A 25,113-nucleotide genomic window follows, 5' to 3' on the forward strand; every position below is an offset into this window, starting at 1 on the left:
GCTCGGGTCGGGCGCGACTGAACTCGCTCGGGTCGGGCGCGACTGAACTCGCGCTGGTCGGGCGCGACTGCGCCAGCGCGGGTCGGGCCGACTGAGCCGATCCTCAGCGCGCGGGCACGGAGACGGGTGGACGCGCGGCGTCGGGTGGTTCGATCGACCCATGACACAGCGCATCGAGGACCACGCGATGATCGGGGACTGCTACACCGCCGCCCTGGTCGACCGAGCCGGGACCATCGACTGGATGTGTCTGCCGCGCTTCGACAGCTCGTCCACCTTCGCGGCCCTGCTCGGTGACGAGCACGACGGGCACTGGACGCTCCACCCGACCGACCCCGACGCCACCGCCGAACGGCGCTACGAGCAGGACACCCTCGTCCTCACCACGATCTGGACCACCGCGTCCGGCATCGTCGAGGTCACCGACTTCATGCCGATCGACGCGCGCCGCGCCGCGGTCGTCCGCCGGGTCCGCGGCCTGCAGGGGTCCGTCGAGATGCGCCAGACGCTGCGCATCCGCTTCGACTACGCCTCGGCGCTCCCCTGGGTGCGGCAGATCGGGGACGACGACGACCCCGCCCTCGTCGCCACCGCCGGGCCGGGATCGGTCATCGTGCGCGGCGTCCGGTTCCACGCCGACGACCACCGGCACGTCGCGACCACGACCATCCACGACGGCGACGTGCTCGACGCCGAGCTCACCTGGTACCCGTCGCACCGCGAGCCGCCGGAGCCTCTCGACGTGACACCGGCCCTGGCGGCGACGAGCGCCTGGTGGCGTGCGTGGGCCGGCAAGACCCGCGTCGAGGGGCCGTACGCGGACGCCACGCGACGCTCCCTGCTGCTGCTCCGCGCGATGACCCACGCCGAGACCGGTGGGGTCGTCGCTGCCGTGACCACGAGCCTCCCGGAGGACCCCGGCGGTGAACGCAACTGGGACTACCGCTACGTGTGGCTCCGTGACGCATCGCTCGCCCTGGCGTCCCTGATCGCGCACGGGTACCGCGACGAGGCCACCCACTGGCGCGGCTGGCTGCTCCGGGCCATCGCGGGCGACCCGGCCGACGTGCAGATCATGTACGGCATCGCCGGTGAGCGCGAACTCGCCGAGCGGGAGCTCCCCCACCTGGCCGGGTACGCACACTCCACCCCGGTGCGGATCGGCAACGGCGCGTCGACGCAGTACCAGGGCGACGTCTTCGGCGAGGTCCTGGCGGCGTTGCACGACGCGCGGGAGCTCGGCGTCGAGGAGAACGCCGACTCGTGGGCCCTCCAGCGCGCCCTGCTCGGCTTCGTCGAACAGCACTGGCAGGAGCCCGACAACGGCATCTGGGAAATGCGCGGGCCCCGGCGCTCGTTCACGCACTCACGCGCGATGATCTGGGCGGCCTTCGACCGTGGAGTCGCCGCCGTGGAGGAGTTCGGGCTCGAGGGCCCTGTCGAACGCTGGCGGGAACTCCGCAGTGCCGTCCGCGCCGAGATCGACGAGCACGGCTGGAACGCCGAGCGCGGTGCCTTCCGGCAGCACTACGACACCGACGAGGTCGACGCGAGCCTGCTCGTGCTGCCGCAGATCGGGTACTGCAAGGCGACGGACCCGCGGATGCTCGGCACGGTCGCCGCGATCGAGGAGGACCTCCGCGTGGGGACCGACGGCCTCGTGCTGCGCTACCGCACGTCGGCCGGGTTCGACGGCCTGAGCGGCAGCGAGCACCCGTTCCTCGCCTGCTCGTTCTGGCTCGTGGAGCAGTACGCCGCCTCGGGCCGGGTCGAGGACGCCGAACGCCTGATGGACATGCTCGTCGGGTACGCCAACGACGTCGGGATGCTGTCGGAGGAGGTCGACGTCGCGACGGGGCACCACATCGGCAACACCCCGCAGGCGTTGAGCCACCTGACGCTCGTGTCGGCCGCCGACGCCATCCAGCGGGCACGGGGCGCCGTCTCCGGGCACCGCACGCGCGTCCCCCAGCACGACGGCGGCACGCGCGCCGCGGCCGGCGTGGGCGGCTTCGCCGGCACGCCCGCCTGAGCGGGGGTGGGCGGCGCGCAACGGACGGAACGTCGCCGCCGCTGACGTCTGCACTGACAGACGGGAGGCCCGGTGCCAGCTGGCACCGGGCCTCCCGTCCGTCAGTGTGACCAGAACCGCGACCAGAGCCGCGACCAGAGCCGCGACCAGAGCCGCGACCGAGCGCTACACCAGGTCCGGCGAGTCCAGCATCTCCGTCACCAGCGCCGCGATCGCCGAGCGCTCCGACCGGGTCAACGTGACGTGCGCGAACAGCGGGTGTCCCTTCAGCCGCTCGATCACCGAGGCGACCCCGTCGTGCCGACCGACGCGCAGGTTGTCGCGCTGGGCGACGTCGTGGGTCAGGACCACGCGCGAGTTCTGGCCGATGCGGGAGAGCATCGTCAGGAGCACGTTGCGCTCGAGGGACTGGGCCTCGTCGACGATCACGAAGGCGTCGTGCAGGGAGCGGCCACGGATGTGGGTCAGCGGGAGCACCTCGAGCATGCCGCGCTCGACCACCTCGTCCAGCACGTTGTCGGAGACCAGCGCGCCGAGGGTGTCGTAGACCGCCTGCGCCCACGGGTTCATCTTCTCGTTGGCGTCGCCGGGCAGGAAGCCGAGCTCCTGGCCACCGACGGCGTAGAGCGGGCGGAACACCATGATCTTCTTGTGCTGCTGCCGTTCGAGCACGGCCTCCAGTCCGGCGCACAGGGCCAGGGCGGACTTGCCGGTGCCCGCGCTGCCGCCGAGCGAGACGATGCCGATCTCCGGGTCGAGCAGGGCGTCGATGGCCAGGCGCTGCTCGGCGGAACGGCCCCGCAGGCCGAAGACCTCGCGGTCGCCCCGGACCAGGGCGACGGCTCCGGGTGTGTGCACGCGTCCGAGTGCTGATCCGCGCTCGGAGTGGATGACGACGCCGGTGTTGACCGGGACGCCCTCGAGCGCGGCGGAGGTGATCTCCTCCTGCTCGTAGAGGTGGGTCATCTCGCTGCCCGAGACCTGCAGGTCGGTGATGCCGGTGTACCCGGAGTCGACGGCGAGCTCGGCGCGGTACTCCTGGGCGGCCAGCCCGACCGAGGCAGCCTTGACGCGGAGCGGGAGGTCCTTCGACACGACGACCACGTCGAGGCCGTCGTTCGCCAGGTTCATCGCGACGGCGAGGATGCGGGAGTCGTTGTCGCCGAGCTGCAGCCCGGACGGCAGCACCGACTGGTTCGAGTGGTTCAGCTCGACGCGGAGCGAGCCGCCGTCACCGACCGCGACGGGGAAGTCGAGCCGCTCGTGCTCGACCCGGAGCTCGTCGAGGATCCGGAGCGCCTGGCGGGCGAAGTAGCCGATCTCCGGGTCGTTGCGCTTCGACTCGAGCTCGCTGACGACCACGACGGGCAGCACCACGGCGTGCTCGTCGAACCGGAACAGGGCTCGCGGATCACTCAGCAGCACCGAGGTGTCCAGCACGTAGGTGCGCTGGGCGGTGCTGGTCGACCGGTCGGCCGACGCCGAGGTCGACGCTGCTGACGAGGTTCCGCGGGAGACGTTCTGAGAGGTCACGACCACTCCATCCCCGGGCCGCGAACGACCCGGTCCTTGTCCTCACGCGGCCACGGAGCGGGTCTCGAAGCACCGACTGTGGCCGCTTCGATCGGGCTCGGTGCCCGATGGCGCTGACGCTACGACGAGCCCGTGTCGGCGTCGAGATCGACACGCGGATTCCTCGGTTACGGTCGCGTGAACAGCCCCTGGGTGCGCGCTCCGGACGTCAGAACGACGTGGCGTAGGAGATGCAGGCGTCCCGGAACATGTCGAGCGTCTCGTCGGTGGTCGACGCGAACACCGAGACCCGCACGGTCCCGAGTCGCGCGCTCACGGTGACCCCGTGGTTGTGCAGCGCGGCCGACAGTGCCGTGAGGCGTCCCTCGGCGGGGCGCAGCACGACGATGCCCGCGCGCTCGGCGGGGTCGCGGCTGGACTCGACCTCGAGCCCGAACTCGTCGGCGATGTCGAAGACGCGCTCGACCCGGTCGGCGACGCGCTCCTGCACGGCCGCGACACCGACGGCGGTGAGCCGCTCGAGCGACACCGCCATGCGGGCCTGCGCCACCGGGTCGATCCGGCTCATCGTGAAACCGGCGGCGCCCGGACGCACGGACGGCACCTCGAGGGGCCACCCCGTCGTGCCGTGCGGGCCGGAGAGCGCGGGACGGAGCCGCTCGAGCGCGCGGTCGCTGAACGCCGTGAAACCGGTGCCCCACCCGGCGTGCAGCCACTTCTGGCCCCCCGTGGCGACGACGTCCGCGAGCTCATAGGGGGCGTCCACGACGCCGAAGCCCTGGATCGCGTCGACGATGAGCAGCCGGTCGCCGATGACCTCGCGGAGGCCGGCGAGGTCGGTGCGGTACCCGGTGCGCCAGTCGACCAGGGACACGGCGACGGCGGTGACCTCGTCCTGCGCGTCCGCGAGCCGGGACGCGACGAGCGACGGCGTGACCCAGCCAGCACCCGACTCGATGACGACCGGACGGACGCGCCCGCCGGTGGCCGACGCGGCGCTGGCGAGGGCGAGGGGCATCGACGGGTACTCGTCCGCGGCGACGAGGACCCCTCCGGTGATGCCGAAGGCGGTGTGCAGCAGGCCGGGGGTGGTGGCCGACTGGGACACGACCTGGTCCTCCCGGCGTCCGACCATGCGGGCGGCGACGGCACGGACGCGGGCGTCCTGCTCGTCGAGGGTCTCCATCGCACCGAACCGCATGTGCGCCTGGATGGTGCCGAGGACCCGCTGCTCCTCGAGCACGGCGGTCTGCACCGGGCCGAAGGCGGCGTGGTCGAGGTAGCCGGGCTCCTCGGCGAAGCCGGCGGCGTACTCGTCGATCGTGGTCACGGGGTGCACCTTTCACAGGAACAGAACCCTGAGAGACTACTGGGACGACCGGGTGGTCGCGAATGCACGCCTCGGCCTCAGCCGATCGACGCAGTGGTTCAGCCGCCGAACCGCCGTGAGCGGAGCCCGAAGTCGCGGACCGCGCGCAGGAAGTCGACCTCGCGCAGGTCGGGGTAGAAGGCCTCGACGAAGTAGAACTCGCTGTGGGCGCTCTGCCACAGCATGAAGTCCGACAGGCGCTGCTCGCCCGAGGTCCGGATCATCAGGTCCGGGTCCGGCTGCCCCTGCGTGTACAGGTGGTCGCCGATGAGCTCCGGGGTCAGGACCTCGGCCAGGGTGTCGAGCGTGCCGCCGCCCTCGCCGTGTGCTCGGACGATGCTGCGCATGGCGTCCGCGATCTCCCGCCGACCGCCGTACCCGACGGCGAGGTTGATGTGCAGCCCGGTGTGCCCGGCGCTCCGGGCCGCGGCGTCCGCGAGCGTCGTGACGAGCCCGTCCGGCAGTCCGTCGTTCGACCCGACGTGCTGCACGCGCCACTGCTTGTGGTCGGCCAGCCGGTCGGCCAGGTCGGCGATGATGCTGATGAGCTGCTCGAGCTCGTCGCCCCCGCGGCCCTTGAGGTTGTCCGCCGACAGCAGGTACAGCGTGACGACCTGCACGTCGAGGTCGTCACACCACGACAGGAACTCGGGGATCTTCGCGGCGCCGGCTCGGTGTCCGTGCGCGGCGGTCTCGAGGCCGAGCTGCTTCGCCCAGCGGCGGTTCCCGTCGACGATCATGGCGACGTGCTTCGGCGTCGGCGCTCCGTCGATCTGCTTCCGGATGCGCTTCTGGTAGGCGCGGTAGAGGATCCCGCGTCCCGCCCATCCCAGCCTGCCCGTCACGCGACGAGCGTAGTGCACCCGTGCTCGGCGCCGACTCCCAGCCGGCGGTGTGGTGACCCGGCGATATCGTCGGAGCATGCACCAGGACAGGGACACCGGCACCCTCCCCCACGTCCCCTTCACGGAAGAGGCAGCCACCGCAGCCGACGAACGTCCGGCCTGGCGCGGCTGGATCCACCTCGGCACGTTCCCGTTCGCCCTCGCGATGGGGATCGTCCTCGTGAGCCTCGCGGCGACCCCGGCGGCGAAGGCCGGCACCGCGGTGTTCATGGCGACGTCGCTCGTCATGTTCGGCGTCTCCGCGACCTACCACCGCTTCCCCTGGGGCCCGGTCGTCAAGCGGGTCCTCAAGCGGATCGACCACACGAACATCTTCCTGCTCATCGCGGGGACGTACACACCCGTGGCCGTCTGCGCCCTGCCGCACACGCTGATGGTCGTGGTGCTCTGGGTGATGTGGGGCGGCGCCCTGCTCGGCATCGCGTTCCGCGTCTTCTGGATCGGGGCGCCACGCTGGCTGTACGTGCCGCTCTACCTGGCGCTCGGCTGCGCGGCCCTCGGGATCCTGCCGCAGCTCTTCGCCGCGAGCGTCCCGATGACCGTGCTCGTGCTGGCCGGCGGGCTCGCCTACGTCGTCGGCGCGGCGGTGTACGGCTTCAAGCGGCCGAACCCCTCACCGATGTTCTTCGGCTTCCACGAGGTCTTCCACGCCCTCACCGTCGCGGCCTTCGCCGCGCAGTGGGCGGGCATCCTCCTGGTGGCGCTGCACCCGGTCCGCTGACGGTCGGCACGGCAGGTCGGGTGCCGGCGGTGACCACGAACGGACGGGAGGCTCGTGGCGGTGTCGCCCCGGGCCTCCCGTCCCTCGGGTGCCTGGCTCGCTAGCCGCGCTCGGTGTCGTCCCCGACGTCGGTGCGGCCGTCCTCGTCGGCGCGACGCGCCGGCTCGTCCGTGAGCGGGCCGCCGTTCCGGGCCTCGGCCTCGAAGCGCTCCCGGATCTCCGCGCGGTAGCGGGTGCGACGGATGCGGCGCGTCATGTCGACGAGCAGCAGGATCGTCACGACGGCGACGACTGCGATCGCGATGAAGCCGGCGACGCCCGGGGTGACGTCGACGTCGGGCACGGCCGAGGTCGGGCTGGGGCTCGGGGTGGCAGCGAGCACTGCTGCGATGGTGGTCACGCGGTGACGTCCTGTTCGGCTGGGATCCCCGCGAAGAGGTCGGACTCGGGCAGCTCGGTGGGCACGCGGGCCTCGACGAGCTGGTAGTCCTCGGTCGGCCACACCGTCGCGAGGAGGTCGTTCGGCCAGTAGAAGAAGGGACTGTTCGGCGGCACCTGGCTGGCGTGGGCGCGCAGGGCGGCGTCGCGGGCGTCGAAGTACTCGTGCACGTCGACGTGGCTGGTCGCCAGGTCGGGCCGGTCCGCGAACCGCTGCACCCACTCGCCGAGCTGCTCGACGAGGGGGCTGTCGGGCTCGCGTTCCTTGATGGCTTCGTAGAACGCGGTGAAGCGACGCGGGTTCATGGTGCGCTCGTAGTAGAGCTTCGCGACCGCCCACGGCTCGCCCGCGTCGGGGTACTTCGTCGGGTCGGCGGCGTCGCGCCAGGCGGCCATCGAGACCTCGTGCGTGCGGATGTGGTCCGGGTGCGGGTAGCCGCCGTTCTCGTCGTAGGTGACGAGCACGTGCGGACGGAAGCGACGGACCACGCGGACGAGCGCCTCGGTCGAGTACTCCAGCGGCACGGTGGCGAAGGTACCGGGGCGCACGGTCTCGCCCTTCTCGGCGTCGGGCAGCCCGGAGTCGTGGTAGCCGAGCCAGACGTGCTCGATGCCGAGCGCGGCCTGTGCCGCGGCCATCTCCCCGCGCCGGAAGCCGGCCATGTCCCGGTGCGCGCGGCTCATCGCGGGCGCGGGCAGGTCCTCGTTGAGGATGTCGCCGGCCTCGCCGCCGGTGCAGGAGACGACGAGGACCTCGTTGCCCTCGGCCACGTACTTCGCCGACGTGGCAGCCCCCTTGCTCGACTCGTCATCGGGATGGGCGTGGACGGCCATCAGACGATGTGGCACGGGTGGATCCTCACGGGTGGGGTCGGGGTCGGAGGTGGCGCACGGCAGGCGTGAACTACCCTGGGATCAGGATAATCACCCCGGGAGCCCCGAACTGTCCGAACAGCTGAACCCGAGCACCACGGCCACCCTCGACGACCGCTACGGCCGCACCGCCGGCCGGTCGCGCCGCACCAGGACGATCGCGATCGCCGCTGCGGCCGCCATCGTCGTCGTGTTCGGTGCCTGGGTGATCTGGGCCGGCCCCGGGCAGACCTCGCACGGGCTCGACTCCGACGACGTCGGCTACCAGATCCTCTCCACGCACAAGGCGGTCGTGCACTCGCAGGTGTCGGTCGACCCCGGGACGGCCGCCGAGTGCACGGTCCAGGTGCTCGACAAGTCGTACACGATCGTCGGCTGGAAGACCGTGACGCTGCCCCCGGCGACCGAGCGCTCGCGGACGATCACGACCGACGTCAACACGACGACACGCGGCGTGACCGGCTTGATCCACACCTGCTGGGTTCCCTAGACTGCCCTGATTCGCCTGACGAGACCGACCGCTCCGGTCGGTCTCGTTCTTCATGGTCGAAGGGACTGACGACATGAGCAACGACACGCAGGCCACCTGGCTCACGCAAGAGGCACACGACCGCCTCAAGGGCGAGCTCGAGGAGCTGAGCGGCGAGGGCCGTGCCGAGATCGCGCGCCGCATCGAGGCCGCTCGTGAAGAGGGCGACCTCAAGGAGAACGGCGGCTACCACGCCGCCAAGGACGAGCAGGGCAAGATCGAGGCCCGCATCCGCGTCCTCACCAACCTGCTGAAGACGGCCACCGTGACCGAGGCCGTCTTCGACGGCACCGTCGAACCGGGCACCGTCGTCACCGCCACGATCGCGGGCGATCCGTCGACGTTCCTGGTCGGCAGCCGCGAGATCGTGGCCGAGGGCTCGGACCTCACCGTCTACAGCCCCGTCAGCCCGGTCGGTGCGGCCATCGTCGGCCTGCGCGCCGGTGACTCCGCCACGTACACGGCGCCGAACGGCAAGGAGATCGCCGTCGAGGTGACGAAGGTCGAGCGCTACGAGCCGTAGCGCGCAGCCGGGCTGTCAGCCCGGACACGTCCATGACGGGAGGCCCGTGGCGGGATCGCCACGGGCCTCCCGTCATGTCCGGGGCCGACCCCGGCACCCGGCGCCGATCAGGGGGTCTGCAGGAGCCGTTCCGGGCGGAAGCCCGCCTCGTGGAGCCGCTGGATGACCTCGTCGGCGTGGTCCGGGCCGCGGGCCTCGATCGACAGGTCGAGCGCGACCTCGCTGATGACGAGCCCCTGGCCGTGCCGGGTGTGGAGGACCTCGACCACGTTCGCTCCGGCGTCGGAGATGACCTGCGCCACGCGCGCGAGCTGGCCGGGACGGTCTGGCAGCATGATCCGGATGCCGATGTAGCGCGAGGCGGCGACCAGGCCGCGCGTGATGATCCGCTCCATCATGAGCGGGTCGATGTTGCCGCCGCTGAGCAGCACCACTGTCCGGCCGGTGTCCCGCACGGAGCCGGCCATGATCGCCGCGACACCGACCGCACCGGCGGCCTCGACCACGAGCTTGGCGCGCTCGAGCAGCACCAGGAGCGCGCGGGCGACGTCGTCGTCGGACACGGTGACGATCTCGTCGACCAGGTCGCGGATGATCGGGAAGTTCATGTCGCCGGGGCGGGCCACCGCGATGCCGTCCGCGATCGTCGGGGTCGTGGTGATCGTGACCGGTTCGCCGGCGTCGAGGGAGTCCGGGTACGCGGCGGCGTTCTCGGCCTGCACCCCGATGACCCGGATGGTCCGGCCGAGGCGTTCCGCCAGGCCCTTCACCGCGATCGCGATGCCGGAGATGACCCCGCCGCCGCCGATCGGCACGACGACGGTGTCGACATCGGGGACCTGGTCGACGATCTCGAGGCCCACGGTGCCCTGCCCGGCGATCACCGCGGGGTGGTCGAACGGCGGGATGAAGACGGCGCCGGTGTGGGCGGCGAAGTCCTTCGCGGCGGACAGTGCTTCTTCCACCGAGTGGCCGCGGAGCACGACCTCGGCGCCGTAGTGGCGCGTGGCCTGCAGCTTCGGCAGGGCGACCCCGACCGGGGTGAAGATCGTCGCCGGGATGCCGAGCTCCCGGGCAGCCAGTGCGACGCCCTGGGCGTGGTTGCCGGCACTCGCGGCGACGACGCCCGCGGCCCGCTGCTCCTCGGTCAGTGCGGAGAGCCGGTTGTACGCACCGCGGAGCTTGTACGCCCCGGTGCGCTGCAGGTTCTCGCACTTCAGGTGCACCGGGGACCCGAGGACCTCGGCGAGGAACTGCGAGGTCTCCATCGGCGTGACCCGGGCGACCCCCGCGATCGTCTCGCGCGCCTTCTCGATGTCGTCCAGGGTGGGGATCGTCGGCGCAGTGGTGTCGGTCACGGTCCCATCATCGTCGGTCGGGAGCCCGATGCCGAACCCGTGACGCTAGTTGGTGCTCGCCGTTCCCTCAGCCGCCGCGGGGGCCTTGTCGCTGCCGGGAGCCGGGACGTCGTCGCCGACCTTGTGCCGACGGCGGCGCATCAGCTGGAGCTGCCCGTGCTGGCCACGCTTCGGGGTGGCCTCGAGCACGTGGTCGGAGTCGAGTCGACGCCAGCGACCACTCGCGATGGTCGTGACCATGGCGTTCAGGGTGGCGATGAGCGGGACGGCGAAGAACGCACCGGCGATGCCGGCGAGACCAGCCGACGCGGTGACGCCGAGGACGACCGCGAGGGGGTGCACCTTCACGGCGTTGCCCATCACGAGCGGCTGCAGGATGTGGCCCTCGATCTGCTGCACCAGGAGCACGACGGCCAGGACGAGCACCGCGGCCACCGGGCCGTTGAAGATGAGCGCGACGAAGATCGCCAGGAACCCGGTCACGATCGCGCCGACGACGGGGATGAACGCCCCGAGGAACACGAACGCGGCGATCGGGATCACGAGCGGCATGCCGCCGAAGAACAGCCCGACGATGAACGCGCCGCCGCCGATGCCGACCGCGTCGACGAAGGCGACGAAGATCTGCACGCGGATGAAGCTGGTGAGGGTGATCCACCCGGCGACACCGGCGCCGTCGACGGCCGCACGGGCCTTGCGCGGGAAGAGCCGGACGGTCCAGCGCCAGACGTTCTTGCCGTCGATGAGCAGGAAGATCGTCGTGAACAGGACGATGAACAGGGCTTCGAACGCGTGGGTGGCCCCGGAACCGGCGCTGGCGACCCCGGACAGGATCGACGCGGAGTTGTCCTGGAGCCACTTCGTGCCGTCGTCCAGCCAGCCGTTGACGTCGCCCTGCGTGATGCCCAGGCCGGAGTTCAGGACGAGGTCCTTGATGTTCGCGTACTGGTCCACCGTGCGGTCACGGAGCGAGGGGTACGACGCGATGACCTGGTCGACGACGAGCCAGATCAGCGCGCCGACGGCGGCGATGCCACCGAGCAGGCTCATCACGATCGCGAGCCACTTCGGCACGTGGTGCCGCTGCAGCCAGTTCGAGATCGGGACGAGGAGCGCCGAGATGACGATGCCGACGAGGAACGGGATGAGGATCTCGCTGAACACCGTCATCAGCCAGATGAAGAGCGCGATCACCCCGACGACGACGAGCACCCGCCACGACCAGGCACCCGCGATGCGGACGCCCGTCGGCACCGCGTCCTCGACCACGGGGTCGGGGTGCGTCCTCGGCGTCACGACCACGGGTGCGGGTACGGGTGCGGGTGCGTCACGGTTCTTCTTGCCCCAAGCCATGCCGCCGATCCTATCCGCGGGCCCGCCCGTCGGGTTCCAGATGCGACATGTGGGTACTGGCAGGCGTCGTCGGCGGTGCTCAGTAGGGTCGGTCGCATGGCTCGCACCACGCTCTCCGCCGCCGAGGCACGCCGCGTCAGCCTGGCGGCGCAGGGCTTCGGACGTGCCAGGACCGACCCGGTCACGACCCGGTCCCTGACCGCGACGATCGGGCGGCTGGGCCTGCTGCAGATCGACTCCGTGAACGTCTTCGAACGCAGCCACTACCTGCCGTTGTTCGCGCGGCTCGGTGCCTACGACCGCACGGCACTCGACCGCCTGACGTTCACGAAGCGGGGACCGTACGTCGAGTACTGGGCGCACGAGGCCGCCTTCGTCCCGCGCGACGACCTGAAGCTGTTCCGCTGGAAGATGGACGCGATGCGCGAGCGGGACGCCGGCCCCACCCGCGCCGCCTGGGTCGAGCGCACCGCCGGTGTCCGGCAGGAACTCCGTGCCCTGCTCGCGGCCGAGGGCCCGATGCCTGCGAGCGCGGTGGAGCACGAGTCGAACGTCCGTCGCGGACCGTGGTGGGGCTGGAGCGACGTCAAGACCGGGCTCGAGCAGATGTTCCGGTGGGGCGACGTCGTCAGCGCCGGTCGCGCCGGGTTCGAGCGCGTGTACGCCCTGCCGGACCAGGTGCTCCCCGCCGGGTTCCTCGACGACGCCCCCGCGCGGCCGGACGCCATCCGCGACCTCGTCGCCCGGGCCACGCGGGCGATCGGGGTCGGCACCCGGGCGGACATCGCGGACCACTACCGCCTGCGCTCGGACGACACCGCGGCCGCGATCGCCGACCTGCAGGACGCCGGCGTGCTCCTGCCCGTGCAGGTCGAGGGCTGGCGGGAGCGCGCCTGGCTGCACGCCGACGCCCGGGTGCCCCGCACGATGACGGCGGACGCCCTGCTGAGTCCGTTCGACCCCGTCGTGTGGTTCCGGCGCCGGGCCGAGCGGATGTACGACTTCCACTACCGGATCGAGATCTACACGCCCGCGCCGAAGCGGGTGTTCGGGTACTACGTGCTGCCGGTGCTGCAGGACGACGCCCTCGTGGGCCGGGTCGACCTGAAGAGCGACCGGCAGGGCGGGGTCCTGCGGGTGCGGACCGCCTGGGACCAGGACACGGCGCAGATCGACGCCGAGCGCCTCGCCGTGACCCTGCGGCCTGCGGCGGCGTGGCAGGGGCTCGACGGCGTCGAGGTCACCGACCGCGGCACGGCGGCGGCGCGGGTCGCGGGGGCCCTCGGTGTGCCGCTCGTCCCGCACCAGGCGGCCGACGACGCCGACGCGGCCGCAGTCACCGCGGACGGTGACGCTCCCGCTCCCTAGAAGTGGTCCTGGATCCCGCGCAGGCGGGCGATGCGGTCCGGCAGCGGCGGGTGCGTCGAGAACAGCCGGTCCAGCACGCCGGGCCGCATCGGGTCGGCGATCCACAGGTGCGCCATCGCGGAGTTCTGCGTCTGCATCGGCTGGCCGTACGCGCCGAGCTTCTCGAGCGCCCTGGCGAGTCCCTCCGGGTGCCGGGTGGTCAGCGCGCCGGTGGCGTCCGCCAGGTACTCGCGCTGCCGGGACACCGCGGCCTGCACCCCCATCGCCGCGATCGGCGCCACGACCACCGCGGCGAGGCCGGCGACGAGCAGGATCGGGTTCGCGCCGCCGCCGTTGTCGCTGTTGCGGTTCCGCCCGCCGGACAGCCCGCTGACGACCGAGATGCGCAGGAGCACGTCGGCGATCAGCCCGACGGCGACGACGAGCCCGAACACCATCGTCGAGACCCGGATGTCGTGGTTCCGGACGTGGCCGAGTTCGTGCGCCATGACGCCCTGGAGCTCCTGGTCGTCCATGAGCTCGAGCAGCCCGGTGGTCGCCGCGACCACGGCGTGCTCGGGGTCACGGCCGGTGGCGAAGGCGTTCGGCGCCGGGTCACGGATGACGTACACGCGCGGCATCGGCGTGCCCGTCGCGATCGCCAGGTTCTCCACGGTGCGCCAGAGCCGGGGTTCCGTCGTGCGGTCGATCTCGACGCCGCCGGCGATCGCCGTGGCCTGGCGCGCTGCGGTGAAGTACTGCAGGAGCGCGTAGGCGAGTGCCACGACCAAGACGATGAACCCGATGGAGACGTTGCCGGCGAGGTACCCGCCGAGGAACCCGAGCGCTCCGATGACCACCAGGAAGACCAGGACGATCACGACGGTGTTGCGCTTGTTGCGCGCGATGGCGCTGTACATGCGAGGGGGCCGTGCCGCCGTGTCAGAACTGGACGCGCGGCGGTTCGGCGATCGCCGCGGGTTCGGTGGTCTCGAAGAAGGAGGCCTCGCTGAACCCGCGGCTCTTCGCGAACGACGAGTTCGGGAAGACCTTGATCTTCGTGTTCAGCTCGCGGACGCCGCCGTTGTAGAAGCGCCTGGCCGACTGGATCTTGTCCTCGGTGTCGACGAGTTCGGTCTGCAACTGCAGGAAGTTCTGGCTCGACTGGAGCTGCGGGTACCCCTCGGCGACGGCGAACACGCTCTTGAGGGCCTTCTGCATGTGCCCCTCGGCCGCGGAGGCCTGGTCGGCGTCACCCGCGTTGAGCGTCTCCGCCCTGGCCTTCGTGACGTCGTCGAACACGGCCTTCTCGTGCGTCGCGTACCCCTTGACCGTGCTGACGATCGTGGGGATGAGGTCGGCGCGGCGCTTGAGCTGCACGGAGATGTCGCTCCAGGCCTCGTCCACGCGGACCTTCAGCGTGACGAGGGAGTTGTACGTGACCCAGAGGTAGATCCCGACCACCACGAGGAGCACGACCACGACGCCGACGACGATCAGGGTCGTGATGAGACCGGTGTCCATGCGGGAGTGCTCCTTGTCGCGTCGGGTTGTCCGCGGCCTGGCCGGTGTCACCTGCACGCCGGACGGACCAGCGTCGATTCTAACGACGGCACGCGCGTGGTCCTCGCCCGCTCCGCGGTTCACGGAGGATTCCCGCGTGCCGCACATCCGACGTTCGGCAGAGACCCTGGTACGGGGTGCATCGCGGCCGGGAATCGCAGATCCCCCGCGAGGAGGATTGACCGATCGGCCCGCGTCGCGTGGGATGGGGGGACATGAACACGCGCGGGGACCACGTGGACACCAGGGCCGTCGGGGGCGACGGCTCAGCTCGTCGTGCCCGGACGGCGGTGACCGGGATCGCCGCTGCCGTGCTCGCGGGCGCGCTCCTGGTGCTCGGCGTCGCCCCGGCGGTGGGAGCGACAGGGGCCCCAGACACGACCGCGCAGGCCACCAGCACGGTCACGGACGGCGCGGCAACGGGCAACCCGGAAAGCGCGGACGACGCGGCAACGGGCACCGCCCCGGCCCCGGACGCCCTGTCCGCCCAGCGCCCCACCGCGTCCCCGTCCCCCGAACCCGCGCGGCCCGGCGCACCGACGTCACCCCCGCCGACCGGCCTCCCGGCGACCGACCCGACGATCGCCGACCCCGGCGACATCACCAGCGCGACCGGGGCCTTCCGCGGCACGGCGACACCCGGTCACGGCATCCGGGTGATGGACCCCCGCGTCGCCAGCGCCTCCGTCTGCACCGCCACGACCGACCTCCGCGGCGCCTGGTCGTGCTCGGGCACCGTCCGGAGCGGCGCGCAGCAGGTGTTCACCGTGCAGGACACGACGGACGCAGCACGACGGACGGCGGACGCCCCCGCCGCGGACGTCGTCGTCCCGCCGGTCGTCACCACCCGCGGGACGACCACCGGATCGGTCTCCGGCAGCGGCGACGCGGGCATGACGGTCACGGTGACGGCGTCCGGCTCCCGGGCGGAACGCACCGCCACGGTCGGGTCCGACGGCCGGTGGGTGGTCTCGTGGGCGATCGGGGCAGCCCCGCGCCCGAGCGGCACCGTCTCGATGACGGCGACCCAGACCGCGAGCACGGCCGCCGGCTACCTGTCCGACCTCCGGAGTGCGACCTCGCAACCGGTGTCGGTGACGTTCGACCGCACACCCCCGGCCGCGCCCCGCATCACCGCTCCTGTGGCCGACCCCCGCGCCGTCGTGCAGCCGCTCACGGTGCGCGGGACCGGCGAGGCGGGGGCCCAGCTCACCGTGTACGTCGACCGCGTCCCCGTGTGCGGGACGACCGTCGGCGCAGACCGCTCGTGGTCCTGCTCGACGGGCGGCTCCCGGTTCACGGCCGGTCGGCACCTCGTCTCGGCGCTGCAGCACGACGCCGCCGGCAACCACTCGGCACCCTCGGCGTCCGTCCGGGTGGTGCTGGCCGCCGCCGGCGCCAGCGTCCCCGGGTCCACGCCGTCGGGGACGGCCGGCGCGGACGACGGCCCGACGTCCGGCACGTCGGGGCAGCCCGGACTCGGATCTGCGAACGGCGGCACGACGGGCAGCCCGGGCACCGGCGGACACGACCGCGACACCGGGCACCACGGCGGCGGCACCGGGAACGGAGGCACCGCCGGCACCGGCGGCGGCACCACCGGCACCGGCGGCGGCAGCAGCACCGGCGGTGCCTCCGGCACGAGCGGCGGCTCCGGCACCGGCACGGGTCCCGGCGCCGGTCACGGCGACTGGTCCGGACCCGCCGGCGACTGGACGACCGCCACCTCGTTCGACCACGCCGTCCCGACGATCCAGTCCTCGGCGTCGTGGCGCACCCTCGCGGTCGCCGCTGCGGTCGCCGTCGGGTTCCTGTTGCTCGTCGCCGGGCCCGCTCGACTCGTCGCCCGGACACTCCGGGGCCGGGTGTCGCTCCGCCCGGCCTCCTTCACCGGCCGCAACCGACCCCGCACCGAGCGCACCCGGGGCGACGACGCCCTGCCGGCGTGGGCCTCGATCGGCCTCGCCGTGGTGCTGGCCGGTGTCCTGACCCTGCTCGCGGTCGGCGTCTCGCTCGAGGCCCGCTACGTCCGCCTCGCCATCGCCGTCCTGCTCGGCACCGCGGTGCTCACGGCGGCCGTGGTCCTCACCACCCGGTGGGCGGCGGGCGCCGACCGGCACACGATCGGCTGGCGCGTCTCCCCGTGGCTCGTGCTGGCAGCACTCGTCGCCTGCGGTGTCACGCGCGCAGCCGACCTCTCCCCCGCCCTGGTCATCGGCGTGCTCCTGGTGCCGGTGGGCCGTCCCGACGCCGACACGGGAGCGATGCGGCTGGGGGCCGGCATCGCCGCGTGCGCCCGCAGCGCGACCTGGCGATCGACCGGTCTGCTCGTCCTCGCCGCGGTCGGCTGGGTGCTCCACAGCCTGACCCCCGGCACCGGGTTCTGGACCGCGCTGGTGTCCGAGTTCGCCATCACGCTGTGCGTCGGCGGCCTCGGTGCCCTCGTCGCCACGCTCCTCCCGGTCGCCGGCTCCGCGGGGAGCGCCCTGTGGGCACACTCCCGAGCCCGGTACGCCGCCGTCGCCGGCCTCGGCGTCGCCCTCGCGGCAGCCGTCTACTCCGGCTCCGCCGGCACCCACGTCCCGCCCGTCGCCCTGGTCGTCGTGGCCTGCGCGAGCGTGGCCGTCGCGGCGGCCACCTGGCTCTGGGTGCGCGTGCTCGAACCGGACCTGAGCGGCTGAGTCGAGCCGAGCCTCCTGACCGGACCTGGAGCGGGACTGGAGGCCCGGCACCGGTCCACGAGACCGGAGCCGTCCACCGGTGCGCGGCCGGCGGGCCGACGCCCCACGCGCCGATTACGCTGGTCTGCGGTGCGTGCGGCGCGCCGCACGAGCCCAGGGAGCGACGATGACCGAGACCCGATCCGACTACGACTCGACCCGCTTCCGCGAGGTGTTCGAGGGCAGCTACACGTACGCCAACGGCTTCCAGCGGAACACCCACCGCTTCGCCACCCGGCCGGCCCTGCGCGATCCGGACACGGACCGGTCGTGGACGTACGCGGAGCTCGGCGACGCGGTGGACCGGATCGGTGGCTGGCTCGTGCGGCACGGTGCCGTCCGCGGTTCGGTGGTCATGGTCGAGCTGTTCAACTCCCCCGAGTTCGCGATGCTGTACCTGGCGTGCCACCGCATCGGCGCGGTGTTCTCCCCCACCAACTTCCGGCTGGCCCCGGACGAGGTCGCGTTCATCGTCGACGACTCCGCACCCGTCGTGCTCGTCCACGACGCCGTGCGGAACGACGACCTCGTCGCCGCGCTGGAGTCCGCCTCGCACCGCCCCGACCACGTCGTCACGGTGGGCGGAGCGCACGACGGGTTCGCCGAGCTGCTCGCAGCGGAGCCGGTCACCGCGTCGGAGCTCGCGGACACCGAGCCGCACAGCACCTACGACGAGACGACCCGGCTCTACACGTCGGGGACGACCGGTCGGCCGAAGCCCGTGCCGCTGCCGAGCCTGGTCGAGGTGCTCAGCGCGCACGACGTCATCATGCACTTCCCGCTCAGCCCGTTCGACAAGACGCTGAACATGTCGCCGCTGTTCCACCGTGGCGGCCTGTACTCCGGCGGGCCGAACCCGGTGTTCTACGTCGGTGCCGAGCTGACCACGCTCCGGCACTTCGACGCCGACCGGGTGCTCGACCTCGTCGAGTCGGAACAGCTGACCTTCCTGATCGGTGCGCCGCCGAACCTCGTGCAGCTCGCGAACGCCCAGGAGCGCCGCCCGCGCGACCTGTCCTCGCTGCACGGCATCGTGACGATGGGTGCCCCGCTGGACCGGGCCGCCGCGCTCCGCTACCAGGAGCTGCTCTCACCGCGGATCTTCAACGGGTACGGCACCACCGAGACCTTCTGGAACACGTTCCTGCGCCCCGAGGACTTCCCCGACGGCGCGGGCTCGACGGGTCGGGCGTCCACGGACGACGACGTCGCCGTGGTGCGGGTGTACGCCGACAAGCTCGCCGACCCGACGGACACCGTGCCGCAGGACGGCAGCGAGATCGGCGAGTTCGCCGTCCGCACCGTCAAGTCCGGCTACTCGTACCGGAACCCGGGGCTCGAGGCCGAGAAGTTCGCGAACGGCTGGTTCTACCCGGGCGACCTGGCGACGTGGGACGAGCACGAGCGCGTGACCATCGTCGGGCGCAAGGACGACATGGTCATCTCCGGCGGGGAGAACGTGCACCCGGTGCAGGTCGAGGCCGTCCTGCAGGAGCACCCCGGGGTCGCCGACTCGATCGTCGTCGGTGTGCCCGACGACCGCTGGGGCGAGGTCGTCGTGGCGTACGTCGTCCGCGACGCGCGGGGCCTGCCGGACGACGACACCGCCGCGGCGTCGGCGCTCGAGGACTGGACCGGCTCGCACCCGGGTCTCGCGCGGTACAAGCGGCCGCGGCGCTACCGGTTCGTCACGGAGCTGCCGTACAACGCCACGGGCAAGAAGGTGCACTACCTGGCGAAGGCGTCCGCGCTCGAGGACCAGGCGGCCGGGCGCTTCTTCATCGAGCCGTAGGGGTCGCGGGCGCGCCCGCGCGGGTGTGCGCCCGCGGCTGTGCGCCCGCGGCTGTGCGGGCGCGGGTGTGCGGGCGCGCCGTCAGTGCGTCGGCGCCGTGCGGGCGAACAGGCCCGGCAGCAGCCCGCCGATCTTCGTGCCGACGCACAGGCTGACGAAGGTGGCGAGGGGCGTCGCCAGTGACTGCGGGTCGGCGGTGGCCACGGCGACCAGCCCGACGGTGCCCGGCACGAGCAGCAGGAACGCCGGCAGGAACGACACCGTCGCCGGGATCACCGGCACCAGCCGCTCGAGGCCACGGGTGGCGACGAACAGCACGGCAGCCGCGGTGCCCGTCGCGACGACGCTCCCCACGAGCGGCGCCAGGCCGGACACGAGCGCGTACGCCCCGATCATCACCACGATCGAGGCCGCCGTGAGCTTCCAGCCGGCGCCGAACACCAGGCCGATGCCGACCGCGAGCACCGCGACGGCCACCCACGACAACCAGTACGCGGGCACCGACTCCCACCCGGCCCGGTCGGTCCCGACACCGGCGACCTCCCCGACGAGCGCGGCGGACCGCGGGTCGACCCGCAACCCGGTGACGGCGCTGCCCGCGGCGATCCCGGCGGCCATGAAGCCGAGCATGATGAGCCCCTGCATCAGCCGCGCGGACCCGGTCACGATGTCCGCGGCCGTGAGCTCGAGCAGCGCGTTCGTGATGAGCGCGCCCGGCACGAACACGGCGACGGGGGCGCAGACGGCGAAGAGCGGCACGTGGTCGAAGCCGGTGCTCGCGGCGACGAGGCCGACGACGGCGGTCGACACGAACGCGGCGAGGAACGGGACGACGGCGACGGCCTCGCGGAACCGGCGGAGCAGCAGCCCGATGACCCCGACGACCGCGCCGACCCCGAGCACGACGAGGACCGCCCACCACGGGCAGCGGAAGACGACGGCCAGGCCCGCGGCGGTCAGGGCGTTCCCGGCGATCCACGGCAGCGGTGCCGGCGGACGGGTGTTCGCGCGGATCGCCCGGACGCGCGCGGGGATCTCGGCGAGGGCGATCGACCCGCTCTCGAGCCCGAGCACCAGCCGGTTCGCCCGCGCCGCCTGCCGGAACGAGAGCTCGATGCCCTCGGCGTTGACGATCGTCGCCGATCCGGTGGCGGTCTCGCTGACGATCACGAGTGCCGGCAGCACCCCGACGGCGAGCCCGGGGCCGATGCCAGCGGCCTCCCGCGCCTTCTCGAGGGCCGATCGGACGTCGGTGACGGAGCTGCCGGCGTCGAGCAGCAGGGCGCCGAGCGTGCCGAGGAGCATGCCGACCGGGACGGACTCGCCGTCGACGGTCTCGACGTGTGCCTCGGGTTGCCGGAGGACGCCACGGAGGTTCGCGAGTGCGCTGCCCAGTCCGACCACACCGTGCATGCTAGCGAGGACCCGGCCGCTACCCGGCCGTCTGCACCGCGCGGGTCCGCCACCGGAGCTCGGTGATGAAGCCGGCGGTGTCGGGCTGGAGCTCGTCGTCCGGAGCGCCCTGCACCAGGACCCCGATCGCGGGAGCCAGCAGGAGACTCGACGTGGTGTTCATCCCCCATCGGTCGACGGTCGGCACGTGCACGGTGTCGGCGAGCCCGGCCTGGGCCAGCGCAGCGGCGTAGTCGAGGACGGCGTAGGCCGCGTCGTCGGTGGTGAGGACCGATGCGAGTCCGTAGATGATGTGCTTCACGGGCAGGGACCTCCGAGCCCGTCGGGTCGCCGCCGAACGGACCGGCGACCTTCCCGGACGGTACGCGCGTTCCACGGTCTCTGCCCAGGTTCGACCCCTAGGTTCCCTAGCAACCGCAAATGCGGGAACTCGAGAGCACGGCCGAAGGGCTGTTCCTGATGGAAGCAGCTCATGTCTTCATCGACCCTGTACCGACCCACCACTCCCCGGACGCCGGGCGCCGCCTCTGGCACGTCCACGTACAAGGACCTCCTCGAGGAGGTCCGCGCCGCCGGGCTCCTGGAGCGCCGCGTCGGCTTCTACTGGACCGTCTTCAGCGTGTTGGTCGTCCTCGTCGCCGCGTGCTTCGTCGCCGTCGCGATGCTCGGTGGCTCCTGGTTCCAGCTCATCCCCGCCGCCGTGCTCGGCGCGCTCTTCACGCAGTTCGCGTTCCTCTCGCACGAGGCCGCGCACCGGCAGGTCTTCGCGTCCCGCAAGTGGAACGACAACGCGGGCCGCATCCTCGGCACGTTCATCGTGGGCCTGTCGTACACGTGGTGGATGAACAAGCACAACCGCCACCACGGCAACCCGAACACCATCGGCAAGGACCCGGACATCGCGCAGGACACGGTCTCCTTCATCGAGGAGGACGCCGCCCAGCGCCGCGGTCTGCTCCGCGCACTCACCCGCGTGCAGGGCTGGGCGTTCTTCCCGCTCCTGACGATGGAGGGCGCGAACCTGCACTTCCTCGGTGTCCGCGCACTCGTCACCGGTCAGCACATCAAGGGCTCCGGCCGTGACCGCATCATCGAGGGCATCCTGCTCGTCGCCCGCTTCGGCCTGTACTTCTGGGCGATCTTCACGCTGATGCCGTTCCCCGTCGCCGCCGCCTTCCTCGGTGTGCAGCTCGCCGTCTTCGGCGTCATGATGGGCGGCTCGTTCGCGCCGAACCACAAGGGCATGCCCGTCATCGCCGAGGGCGCCCGCATCGACTTCCTCTCCCGCCAGGTGCGCACCTCGCGCAACATCACCGGCGGCATCTGGGCCGACCACCTCTTCGGTGGCCTGAACCACCAGGCGGAGCACCACCTGTTCCCGAACATGGCGCGCCCGAACCTGCGCAAGGCCAAGCCGATGGTCAAGGCCCACTGCGCCAAGCACGACATCCCGTACACCGAGGCCAGCCTCGGCAAGTCGTACGCGATCGTCGTCGCCTACCTCAACCGAGTCGGCCTCGCAGCACGCGATCCCTTCACGTGCCCGATGGTGACCGGCTACCGGCTGTACTGACCCACCCGCACGACGAAGCGGCGCTGCCCCTCGGGGCGGCGCCGCTTCGTCGTTGCCAGGGAAGACCTGGTGCCGACCAGATCCGGACTGGAGGCTCCGCGCACGTCGCGAGCGGGGCCTCCTGTCCGCATCGACCACCGCTGGTACCCCCGGAGGGACTCGAACCCTCAGCTCAGCGATTTTAAGTCGCGTGCCTCTACCGATTGGGCCACGGGGGCGGGCCGGACCAGCCTACCGACGCAGCGAGGGCGGCCACCCGGACCGGGTGGCCGCCCTCGGCGGTGATGTTGTGGACTACTCGCTCTTGGCGGCGACCTTCTCGCCGTCGACCGGGGCGGCCTCCTTGGAGACGTCCTCCGCCGGGGTGGCGTACGCCGGGCCGGCGGCACCGGCAGGGGTGCCCTCGGCCGGTGCTGCGGCGTCGACGGCCTTGGGCTCGTCGGCCGTCGCGGGCTTCGGGCGCGACGCCCAGGCCTCGAACGCGGCGCGCGGGGTCTCACGGTCGTCGAGCGACGCGATGTCGCGGCCGAGGAAGAAGCCGCCGACCCAGTCGCTCACGACGCGGATCTTGCGCTCCCACGACGGCATGGCCAGACCGTGGTAGCCGCGGTGCGCGCCCCAGGCGAGGAAGCCCTTCATCGCGAACTTGCCGGACTGGAACACGCCGATGCCGACGCCGAGGCCGGCGACCGCGCCGAGGTTCTCGTGCTTGTACTCGACCGTGGCCTCGTTGCGGAGCACCGCGACGAGGTTCTTGGCGAGCTGCTTGGCCTGACGCACCGCGTGCTGGGCGTTCGGGACGCACATGCCGCCGACGCCACCGCCCGTGAGGTCGGGGACCGCTGCGACGTCGCCACAGGCCCACGCGTCGGGGATGACGGTGCCCTCGTCGACGATGCGGAGGTCGGGCTGCACGGTGATGCGGCCGCGGGGCTCGAGCGGGAAGTCGGTGCCCTTCACCATCGGGTTCGCCATCACGCCGGCGGTCCAGATGATCAGGTCGGACGGGATGGTCTCGATCGACTCGTCCTTGGCCTTGAGCTGGCAGACGCCGCCGACGGCCGACGCGAGCTGCGTCTCGAGGTGCACGGTCGCACCGCGCTGGGCGAGGTTCTCGAGGACCCAGTGCGAGGTCTCGAGGGAGACCTCGGGCATGATGCGCCCCATGGCCTCGACCAGGTGGAAGTGGGTGTCCTCGAAGGCGATCTGCGGGTAGCTCTTCAGCAGGTCGGTGACGAACGAACGCAGCTCGGCGAAGACCTCGATGCCCGCGAAGCCACCACCGACGACGACGACCGTCAGCAGGCGCTCACGCTCGGGGCCGGCCGGCAGGTTCGCGGCCTTGGCGAAGTTGGTGAGGACCTTGTCGCGGATCGCGGCGGCCTCTTCGATGGTCTTGAGGCCGATCGCCTCGTCTGCGACGCCCGCGATGGGGAACGTGCGCGAGACGGCGCCGGCGGTCATGACGATCTGGTCGTAGGTCTCGTCCCACGGCTCACCGAGCTCCGGCGTGATCGTGGCGGTGCGGGTCGCGTGGTCGACCTTCGTGACCTTCGCCGTGACGACGCGGGTCTTCTTGAGGTGCCGACGGTGCGAGACGATCGCGTGGCGCGGCTCGATGGAACCGGCGGCGACCTCGGGCAGGAACGGCTGGTACGTCATGTACGGCAGCGGGTCCACCATGACGACTTCGGCTTCGCCCTGGCGAAGGTGCTTCTCGAGCTTCCAGGCGGTGTAGAAACCGGCGTAACCGCCGCCGACGACGAGGATCTTGGGCACGGGGGATGTTCTCCTAGTGATGAGGGTTGGCCGGGAGTCTGGTCAGACTTCGCCGCCACCCGCCCCGACTCCGGCGTCTGCACCCTCATCATACGCCCGGCACGTACACCGGTCGGGTGACCACGAGGCGCGCTCGAGCGCCAGGTCACCGATGGGGTTCACGCCGGGTCCGGCTGCGAGTGTGTGCCCGACGAGGGCGTGCAGGCACTTCACGCGGACGGGCATGCCGCCCGCGCTGATGCCGTCGATCTCGTCGACGTGCTCGATGGACTCGCGGTCGGCGAGGTAGGCCTCGTGGGCGGCGCGGTACTGTGCCGCCGTCTCGGGGTCGTCGAGCAACGAGGCGAGCTCGGGCATGACGCCGGTCGCCTCGAGCGTGCTGACGGCGGCGGTGGCAGCCGGGTGGCACAGGTAGTACAGCGTCGGGAACGGGGTGCCGTTCCCGAGCCGCGGCTTCGTGGCGACGACCGTGGGGTTGCCGCAGACGCAGCGAGCGGCGATGCCGACGACGTCCCGCGCGGGGCGGCCGAGCTGGGCCGAGACCACCTGCACGTCGTGCTCGGTCGGCGGGTCGAACGGAGGGGTCGTCACGGGTACAAGAGGCTACCGGAGTTCCGGGGTGCTCCGCACCGGTGTGACGGCGGTCAGCGCTCGGTGGCGGTGTCGCCGGTGCCGGAGACGTCCGGGGCGACGAGGTCCTGCTTCGTGTCCGTCGTCAGACCGGACTCGAGCACGGACGACAGCATGGCCTGCACCCAGTCGACCTTCGGCGTCTGCACCGTCGAGCTCACCGGCGTGCCGGAGTCCGTCGTGGGGGCGTCGTCGCGGCGTTTGCCGGCACCCTCCCCCATCACGAGGAAGCTCTGCTCCCCCGGGTACACGTAGAGCAGTCGGTCGCGGGCCTGGGCCTCGATGTAGGCGGGATCGTCCCAGCGGGCGACGTCCTTCTTCTTCTGCGCGACGTCGGACTTCTGTGCGGCGACCTCGTGCTGCTGCTGCGCGATCTGCTCCTGCTGCTGGATGAGCGTCCGGAGTGAGGGTGCGAGGACGACCACGAACAGCACGATGATCGCGAGCATGAGCAGGCTGAAGCCGGAGAACCGGATGGAGCGGTACCAGGGCTGCTCGGCCGTGGAGCCCTCGGGCATCGCGACGGGGACGCGACGGACGCGGGGCTTCTGGCTGGACACGGTCCGACGATAACCCGGGCGCCGAGGCTCGTCACCTCGGCGCGCGCGTGTCCCGCAGCCTCTCAGCGTCCGGCGGGTGCGGCGCTCGACTCAGCGCGGGAC

The 25,113-nt window shown here is 72.1% G+C and carries 22 protein-coding genes and 1 tRNA gene; 8 read left to right on the forward strand and 15 right to left on the reverse strand.

Annotated elements, in window-relative coordinates:
• The first annotated feature begins 91 nt into the window (after nucleotides 1-91).
• Nucleotides 92-2,032 (forward strand): glycoside hydrolase family 15 protein, encoded by a 1,941-nt coding sequence (locus ITJ68_RS10515; protein WP_267238475.1) that lies wholly within the window; start codon nucleotides 92-94, stop codon nucleotides 2,030-2,032.
• Nucleotides 2,033-2,197: 165 nt separating this feature from the next.
• Here ITJ68_RS10515 and ITJ68_RS10520 read toward each other — a convergent pair whose 3' ends face one another.
• The 3 genes from ITJ68_RS10520 to ITJ68_RS10530 all read right to left on the reverse strand — a co-directional run bounded on the left by ITJ68_RS10520 (nucleotide 2,198) and on the right by ITJ68_RS10530 (nucleotide 5,779).
• Nucleotides 2,198-3,571, reverse strand: coding sequence for a PhoH family protein (locus ITJ68_RS10520; protein WP_268096593.1), 1,374 nt, complete (start codon nucleotides 3,569-3,571; stop codon nucleotides 2,198-2,200).
• Between the two features lie 202 nt (nucleotides 3,572-3,773).
• Nucleotides 3,774-4,895, reverse strand: a complete 1,122-nt coding sequence (locus ITJ68_RS10525; protein WP_194661200.1) for an aminotransferase class V-fold PLP-dependent enzyme — start codon at nucleotides 4,893-4,895, stop codon at nucleotides 3,774-3,776.
• A gap of 98 nt (nucleotides 4,896-4,993) precedes the next feature.
• Nucleotides 4,994-5,779, reverse strand: a complete 786-nt coding sequence (locus tag ITJ68_RS10530; RefSeq protein ID WP_268096590.1) for an isoprenyl transferase — start codon at nucleotides 5,777-5,779, stop codon at nucleotides 4,994-4,996.
• Between the two features lie 76 nt (nucleotides 5,780-5,855).
• Between ITJ68_RS10530 and trhA the strand changes: the two genes are divergently transcribed.
• A complete protein-coding gene (gene trhA, locus ITJ68_RS10535) occupies nucleotides 5,856-6,560 on the forward strand; it encodes a PAQR family membrane homeostasis protein TrhA (protein ID WP_194661202.1) in 705 nt (234 codons plus the stop codon).
• A 100-nt stretch (nucleotides 6,561-6,660) separates the two neighbouring features.
• Here trhA and ITJ68_RS10540 read toward each other — a convergent pair whose 3' ends face one another.
• Complete coding sequence (locus ITJ68_RS10540; protein ID WP_194661203.1) at nucleotides 6,661-6,960, reverse strand: hypothetical protein; 300 nt, start codon at nucleotides 6,958-6,960, stop codon at nucleotides 6,661-6,663.
• A complete protein-coding gene (mca, locus tag ITJ68_RS10545; protein ID WP_323743281.1) occupies nucleotides 6,957-7,847 on the reverse strand; it encodes a mycothiol conjugate amidase Mca in 891 nt (296 codons plus the stop codon). Before mca ends, ITJ68_RS10540 begins: the two co-directional genes overlap by 4 nt.
• Nucleotides 7,848-7,881: 34 nt before the next feature.
• Between mca and ITJ68_RS10550 the strand changes: the two genes are divergently transcribed.
• A complete protein-coding gene (locus tag ITJ68_RS10550; protein WP_194661204.1) occupies nucleotides 7,882-8,361 on the forward strand; it encodes a DUF4307 domain-containing protein in 480 nt (159 codons plus the stop codon).
• 73 nt (nucleotides 8,362-8,434) lie between these two features.
• The gene (gene greA, locus ITJ68_RS10555) at nucleotides 8,435-8,923 is read left to right on the forward strand and encodes a transcription elongation factor GreA (RefSeq protein ID WP_071279270.1); all 489 of its coding nucleotides are present in this window, start codon (nucleotides 8,435-8,437) and stop codon (nucleotides 8,921-8,923) included.
• A 107-nt stretch (nucleotides 8,924-9,030) separates the two neighbouring features.
• On the opposite strand, the gene ilvA is transcribed toward greA, so the two are convergent.
• Entirely contained in the window at nucleotides 9,031-10,281 is a 1,251-nt protein-coding gene (ilvA, locus tag ITJ68_RS10560; protein ID WP_194661205.1) for a threonine ammonia-lyase, read from the reverse strand.
• A gap of 45 nt (nucleotides 10,282-10,326) precedes the next feature.
• Nucleotides 10,327-11,634 carry an AI-2E family transporter gene (locus ITJ68_RS10565; RefSeq protein ID WP_228505227.1) on the reverse strand — a complete coding sequence of 436 codons (1,308 nt, stop codon included), beginning with the start codon at nucleotides 11,632-11,634 and terminating at the stop codon, nucleotides 10,327-10,329.
• Between the two features lie 96 nt (nucleotides 11,635-11,730).
• Between ITJ68_RS10565 and ITJ68_RS10570 the strand changes: the two genes are divergently transcribed.
• Complete coding sequence (locus tag ITJ68_RS10570) at nucleotides 11,731-13,002, forward strand: winged helix-turn-helix domain-containing protein (protein ID WP_194661206.1); 1,272 nt, start codon at nucleotides 11,731-11,733, stop codon at nucleotides 13,000-13,002.
• On the opposite strand, the gene ITJ68_RS10575 is transcribed toward ITJ68_RS10570, so the two are convergent.
• Together ITJ68_RS10575 and ITJ68_RS10580 are read right to left on the reverse strand one after the other, a co-directional pair.
• Nucleotides 12,999-13,901 carry a M48 family metallopeptidase gene (locus ITJ68_RS10575; RefSeq protein ID WP_194661207.1) on the reverse strand — a complete coding sequence of 301 codons (903 nt, stop codon included), beginning with the start codon at nucleotides 13,899-13,901 and terminating at the stop codon, nucleotides 12,999-13,001. The two genes, ITJ68_RS10570 and ITJ68_RS10575, sit on opposite strands and share 4 nt — an antisense overlap.
• 22 nt (nucleotides 13,902-13,923) lie before the next feature.
• Complete coding sequence (locus ITJ68_RS10580) at nucleotides 13,924-14,505, reverse strand: LemA family protein (RefSeq protein ID WP_194661208.1); 582 nt, start codon at nucleotides 14,503-14,505, stop codon at nucleotides 13,924-13,926.
• 254 nt (nucleotides 14,506-14,759) lie between these two features.
• Between ITJ68_RS10580 and ITJ68_RS10585 the strand changes: the two genes are divergently transcribed.
• Nucleotides 14,760-17,225, forward strand: a complete 2,466-nt coding sequence (locus ITJ68_RS10585) for a hypothetical protein (protein ID WP_194661209.1) — start codon at nucleotides 14,760-14,762, stop codon at nucleotides 17,223-17,225.
• A 166-nt stretch (nucleotides 17,226-17,391) separates the two neighbouring features.
• Nucleotides 17,392-19,056 carry a class I adenylate-forming enzyme family protein gene (locus ITJ68_RS10590; protein WP_194661210.1) on the forward strand — a complete coding sequence of 555 codons (1,665 nt, stop codon included), beginning with the start codon at nucleotides 17,392-17,394 and terminating at the stop codon, nucleotides 19,054-19,056.
• An 81-nt stretch (nucleotides 19,057-19,137) separates the two neighbouring features.
• On the opposite strand, the gene ITJ68_RS10595 is transcribed toward ITJ68_RS10590, so the two are convergent.
• Both ITJ68_RS10595 and ITJ68_RS10600 read right to left on the reverse strand, forming a co-directional pair.
• Complete coding sequence (locus ITJ68_RS10595; protein ID WP_323743282.1) at nucleotides 19,138-20,460, reverse strand: threonine/serine exporter family protein; 1,323 nt, start codon at nucleotides 20,458-20,460, stop codon at nucleotides 19,138-19,140.
• Nucleotides 20,461-20,488: 28 nt separating this feature from the next.
• Nucleotides 20,489-20,770: a hypothetical protein gene (locus tag ITJ68_RS10600; RefSeq protein WP_194661212.1), complete on the reverse strand. Its 282-nt coding sequence runs from the start codon at nucleotides 20,768-20,770 to the stop codon at nucleotides 20,489-20,491.
• A gap of 171 nt (nucleotides 20,771-20,941) precedes the next feature.
• Between ITJ68_RS10600 and ITJ68_RS10605 the strand changes: the two genes are divergently transcribed.
• On the forward strand, nucleotides 20,942-22,042 hold the full coding sequence (locus ITJ68_RS10605) for a fatty acid desaturase family protein (RefSeq protein WP_194661213.1): 1,101 nt from the start codon (nucleotides 20,942-20,944) through the stop codon (nucleotides 22,040-22,042).
• A gap of 141 nt (nucleotides 22,043-22,183) precedes the next feature.
• On the opposite strand, the gene ITJ68_RS10610 is transcribed toward ITJ68_RS10605, so the two are convergent.
• The 4 genes from ITJ68_RS10610 to ITJ68_RS10625 form a co-directional block, all read right to left on the reverse strand.
• A tRNA-Leu gene (locus tag ITJ68_RS10610) sits at nucleotides 22,184-22,260 on the reverse strand.
• 76 nt (nucleotides 22,261-22,336) lie between these two features.
• Nucleotides 22,337-23,821, reverse strand: a complete 1,485-nt coding sequence (locus ITJ68_RS10615) for an NAD(P)/FAD-dependent oxidoreductase (protein ID WP_194661214.1) — start codon at nucleotides 23,819-23,821, stop codon at nucleotides 22,337-22,339.
• A 42-nt stretch (nucleotides 23,822-23,863) separates the two neighbouring features.
• On the reverse strand, nucleotides 23,864-24,412 hold the full coding sequence (locus ITJ68_RS10620) for a DUF501 domain-containing protein (RefSeq protein WP_194661215.1): 549 nt from the start codon (nucleotides 24,410-24,412) through the stop codon (nucleotides 23,864-23,866).
• A gap of 53 nt (nucleotides 24,413-24,465) precedes the next feature.
• On the reverse strand, nucleotides 24,466-25,011 hold the full coding sequence (locus ITJ68_RS10625; RefSeq protein WP_194661216.1) for an FtsB family cell division protein: 546 nt from the start codon (nucleotides 25,009-25,011) through the stop codon (nucleotides 24,466-24,468).
• Nucleotides 25,012-25,113: the final 102 nt, after the last annotated feature.

The sequence above is a fragment of the Curtobacterium sp. VKM Ac-1395 genome (genome assembly GCF_015350975.1).
Lineage (GTDB): Bacteria > Actinomycetota > Actinomycetes > Actinomycetales > Microbacteriaceae > Curtobacterium.

Bases quoted from the DNA above. Each gene is read 5' to 3' on its own strand.
- ITJ68_RS10585 (WP_194661209.1), top strand. From the start codon at position 14,760: ATGAACACGCGCGGGGACCACGTGGACACCAGGGCCGTCGGGGGCGAC.
- ITJ68_RS10565 (WP_228505227.1), bottom strand. From the start codon at position 11,634: ATGGCTTGGGGCAAGAAGAACCGTGACGCACCCGCACCCGTACCCGCA.
- ITJ68_RS10590 (WP_194661210.1), top strand. From the start codon at position 17,392: ATGACCGAGACCCGATCCGACTACGACTCGACCCGCTTCCGCGAGGTG.
- ITJ68_RS10580 (WP_194661208.1), bottom strand. From the start codon at position 14,505: ATGGACACCGGTCTCATCACGACCCTGATCGTCGTCGGCGTCGTGGTC.
- trhA (WP_194661202.1), top strand. From the start codon at position 5,856: ATGCACCAGGACAGGGACACCGGCACCCTCCCCCACGTCCCCTTCACG.
- ITJ68_RS10570 (WP_194661206.1), top strand. From the start codon at position 11,731: ATGGCTCGCACCACGCTCTCCGCCGCCGAGGCACGCCGCGTCAGCCTG.
- greA (WP_071279270.1), top strand. From the start codon at position 8,435: ATGAGCAACGACACGCAGGCCACCTGGCTCACGCAAGAGGCACACGAC.
- ITJ68_RS10575 (WP_194661207.1), bottom strand. From the start codon at position 13,901: ATGTACAGCGCCATCGCGCGCAACAAGCGCAACACCGTCGTGATCGTC.
- ITJ68_RS10605 (WP_194661213.1), top strand. From the start codon at position 20,942: ATGTCTTCATCGACCCTGTACCGACCCACCACTCCCCGGACGCCGGGC.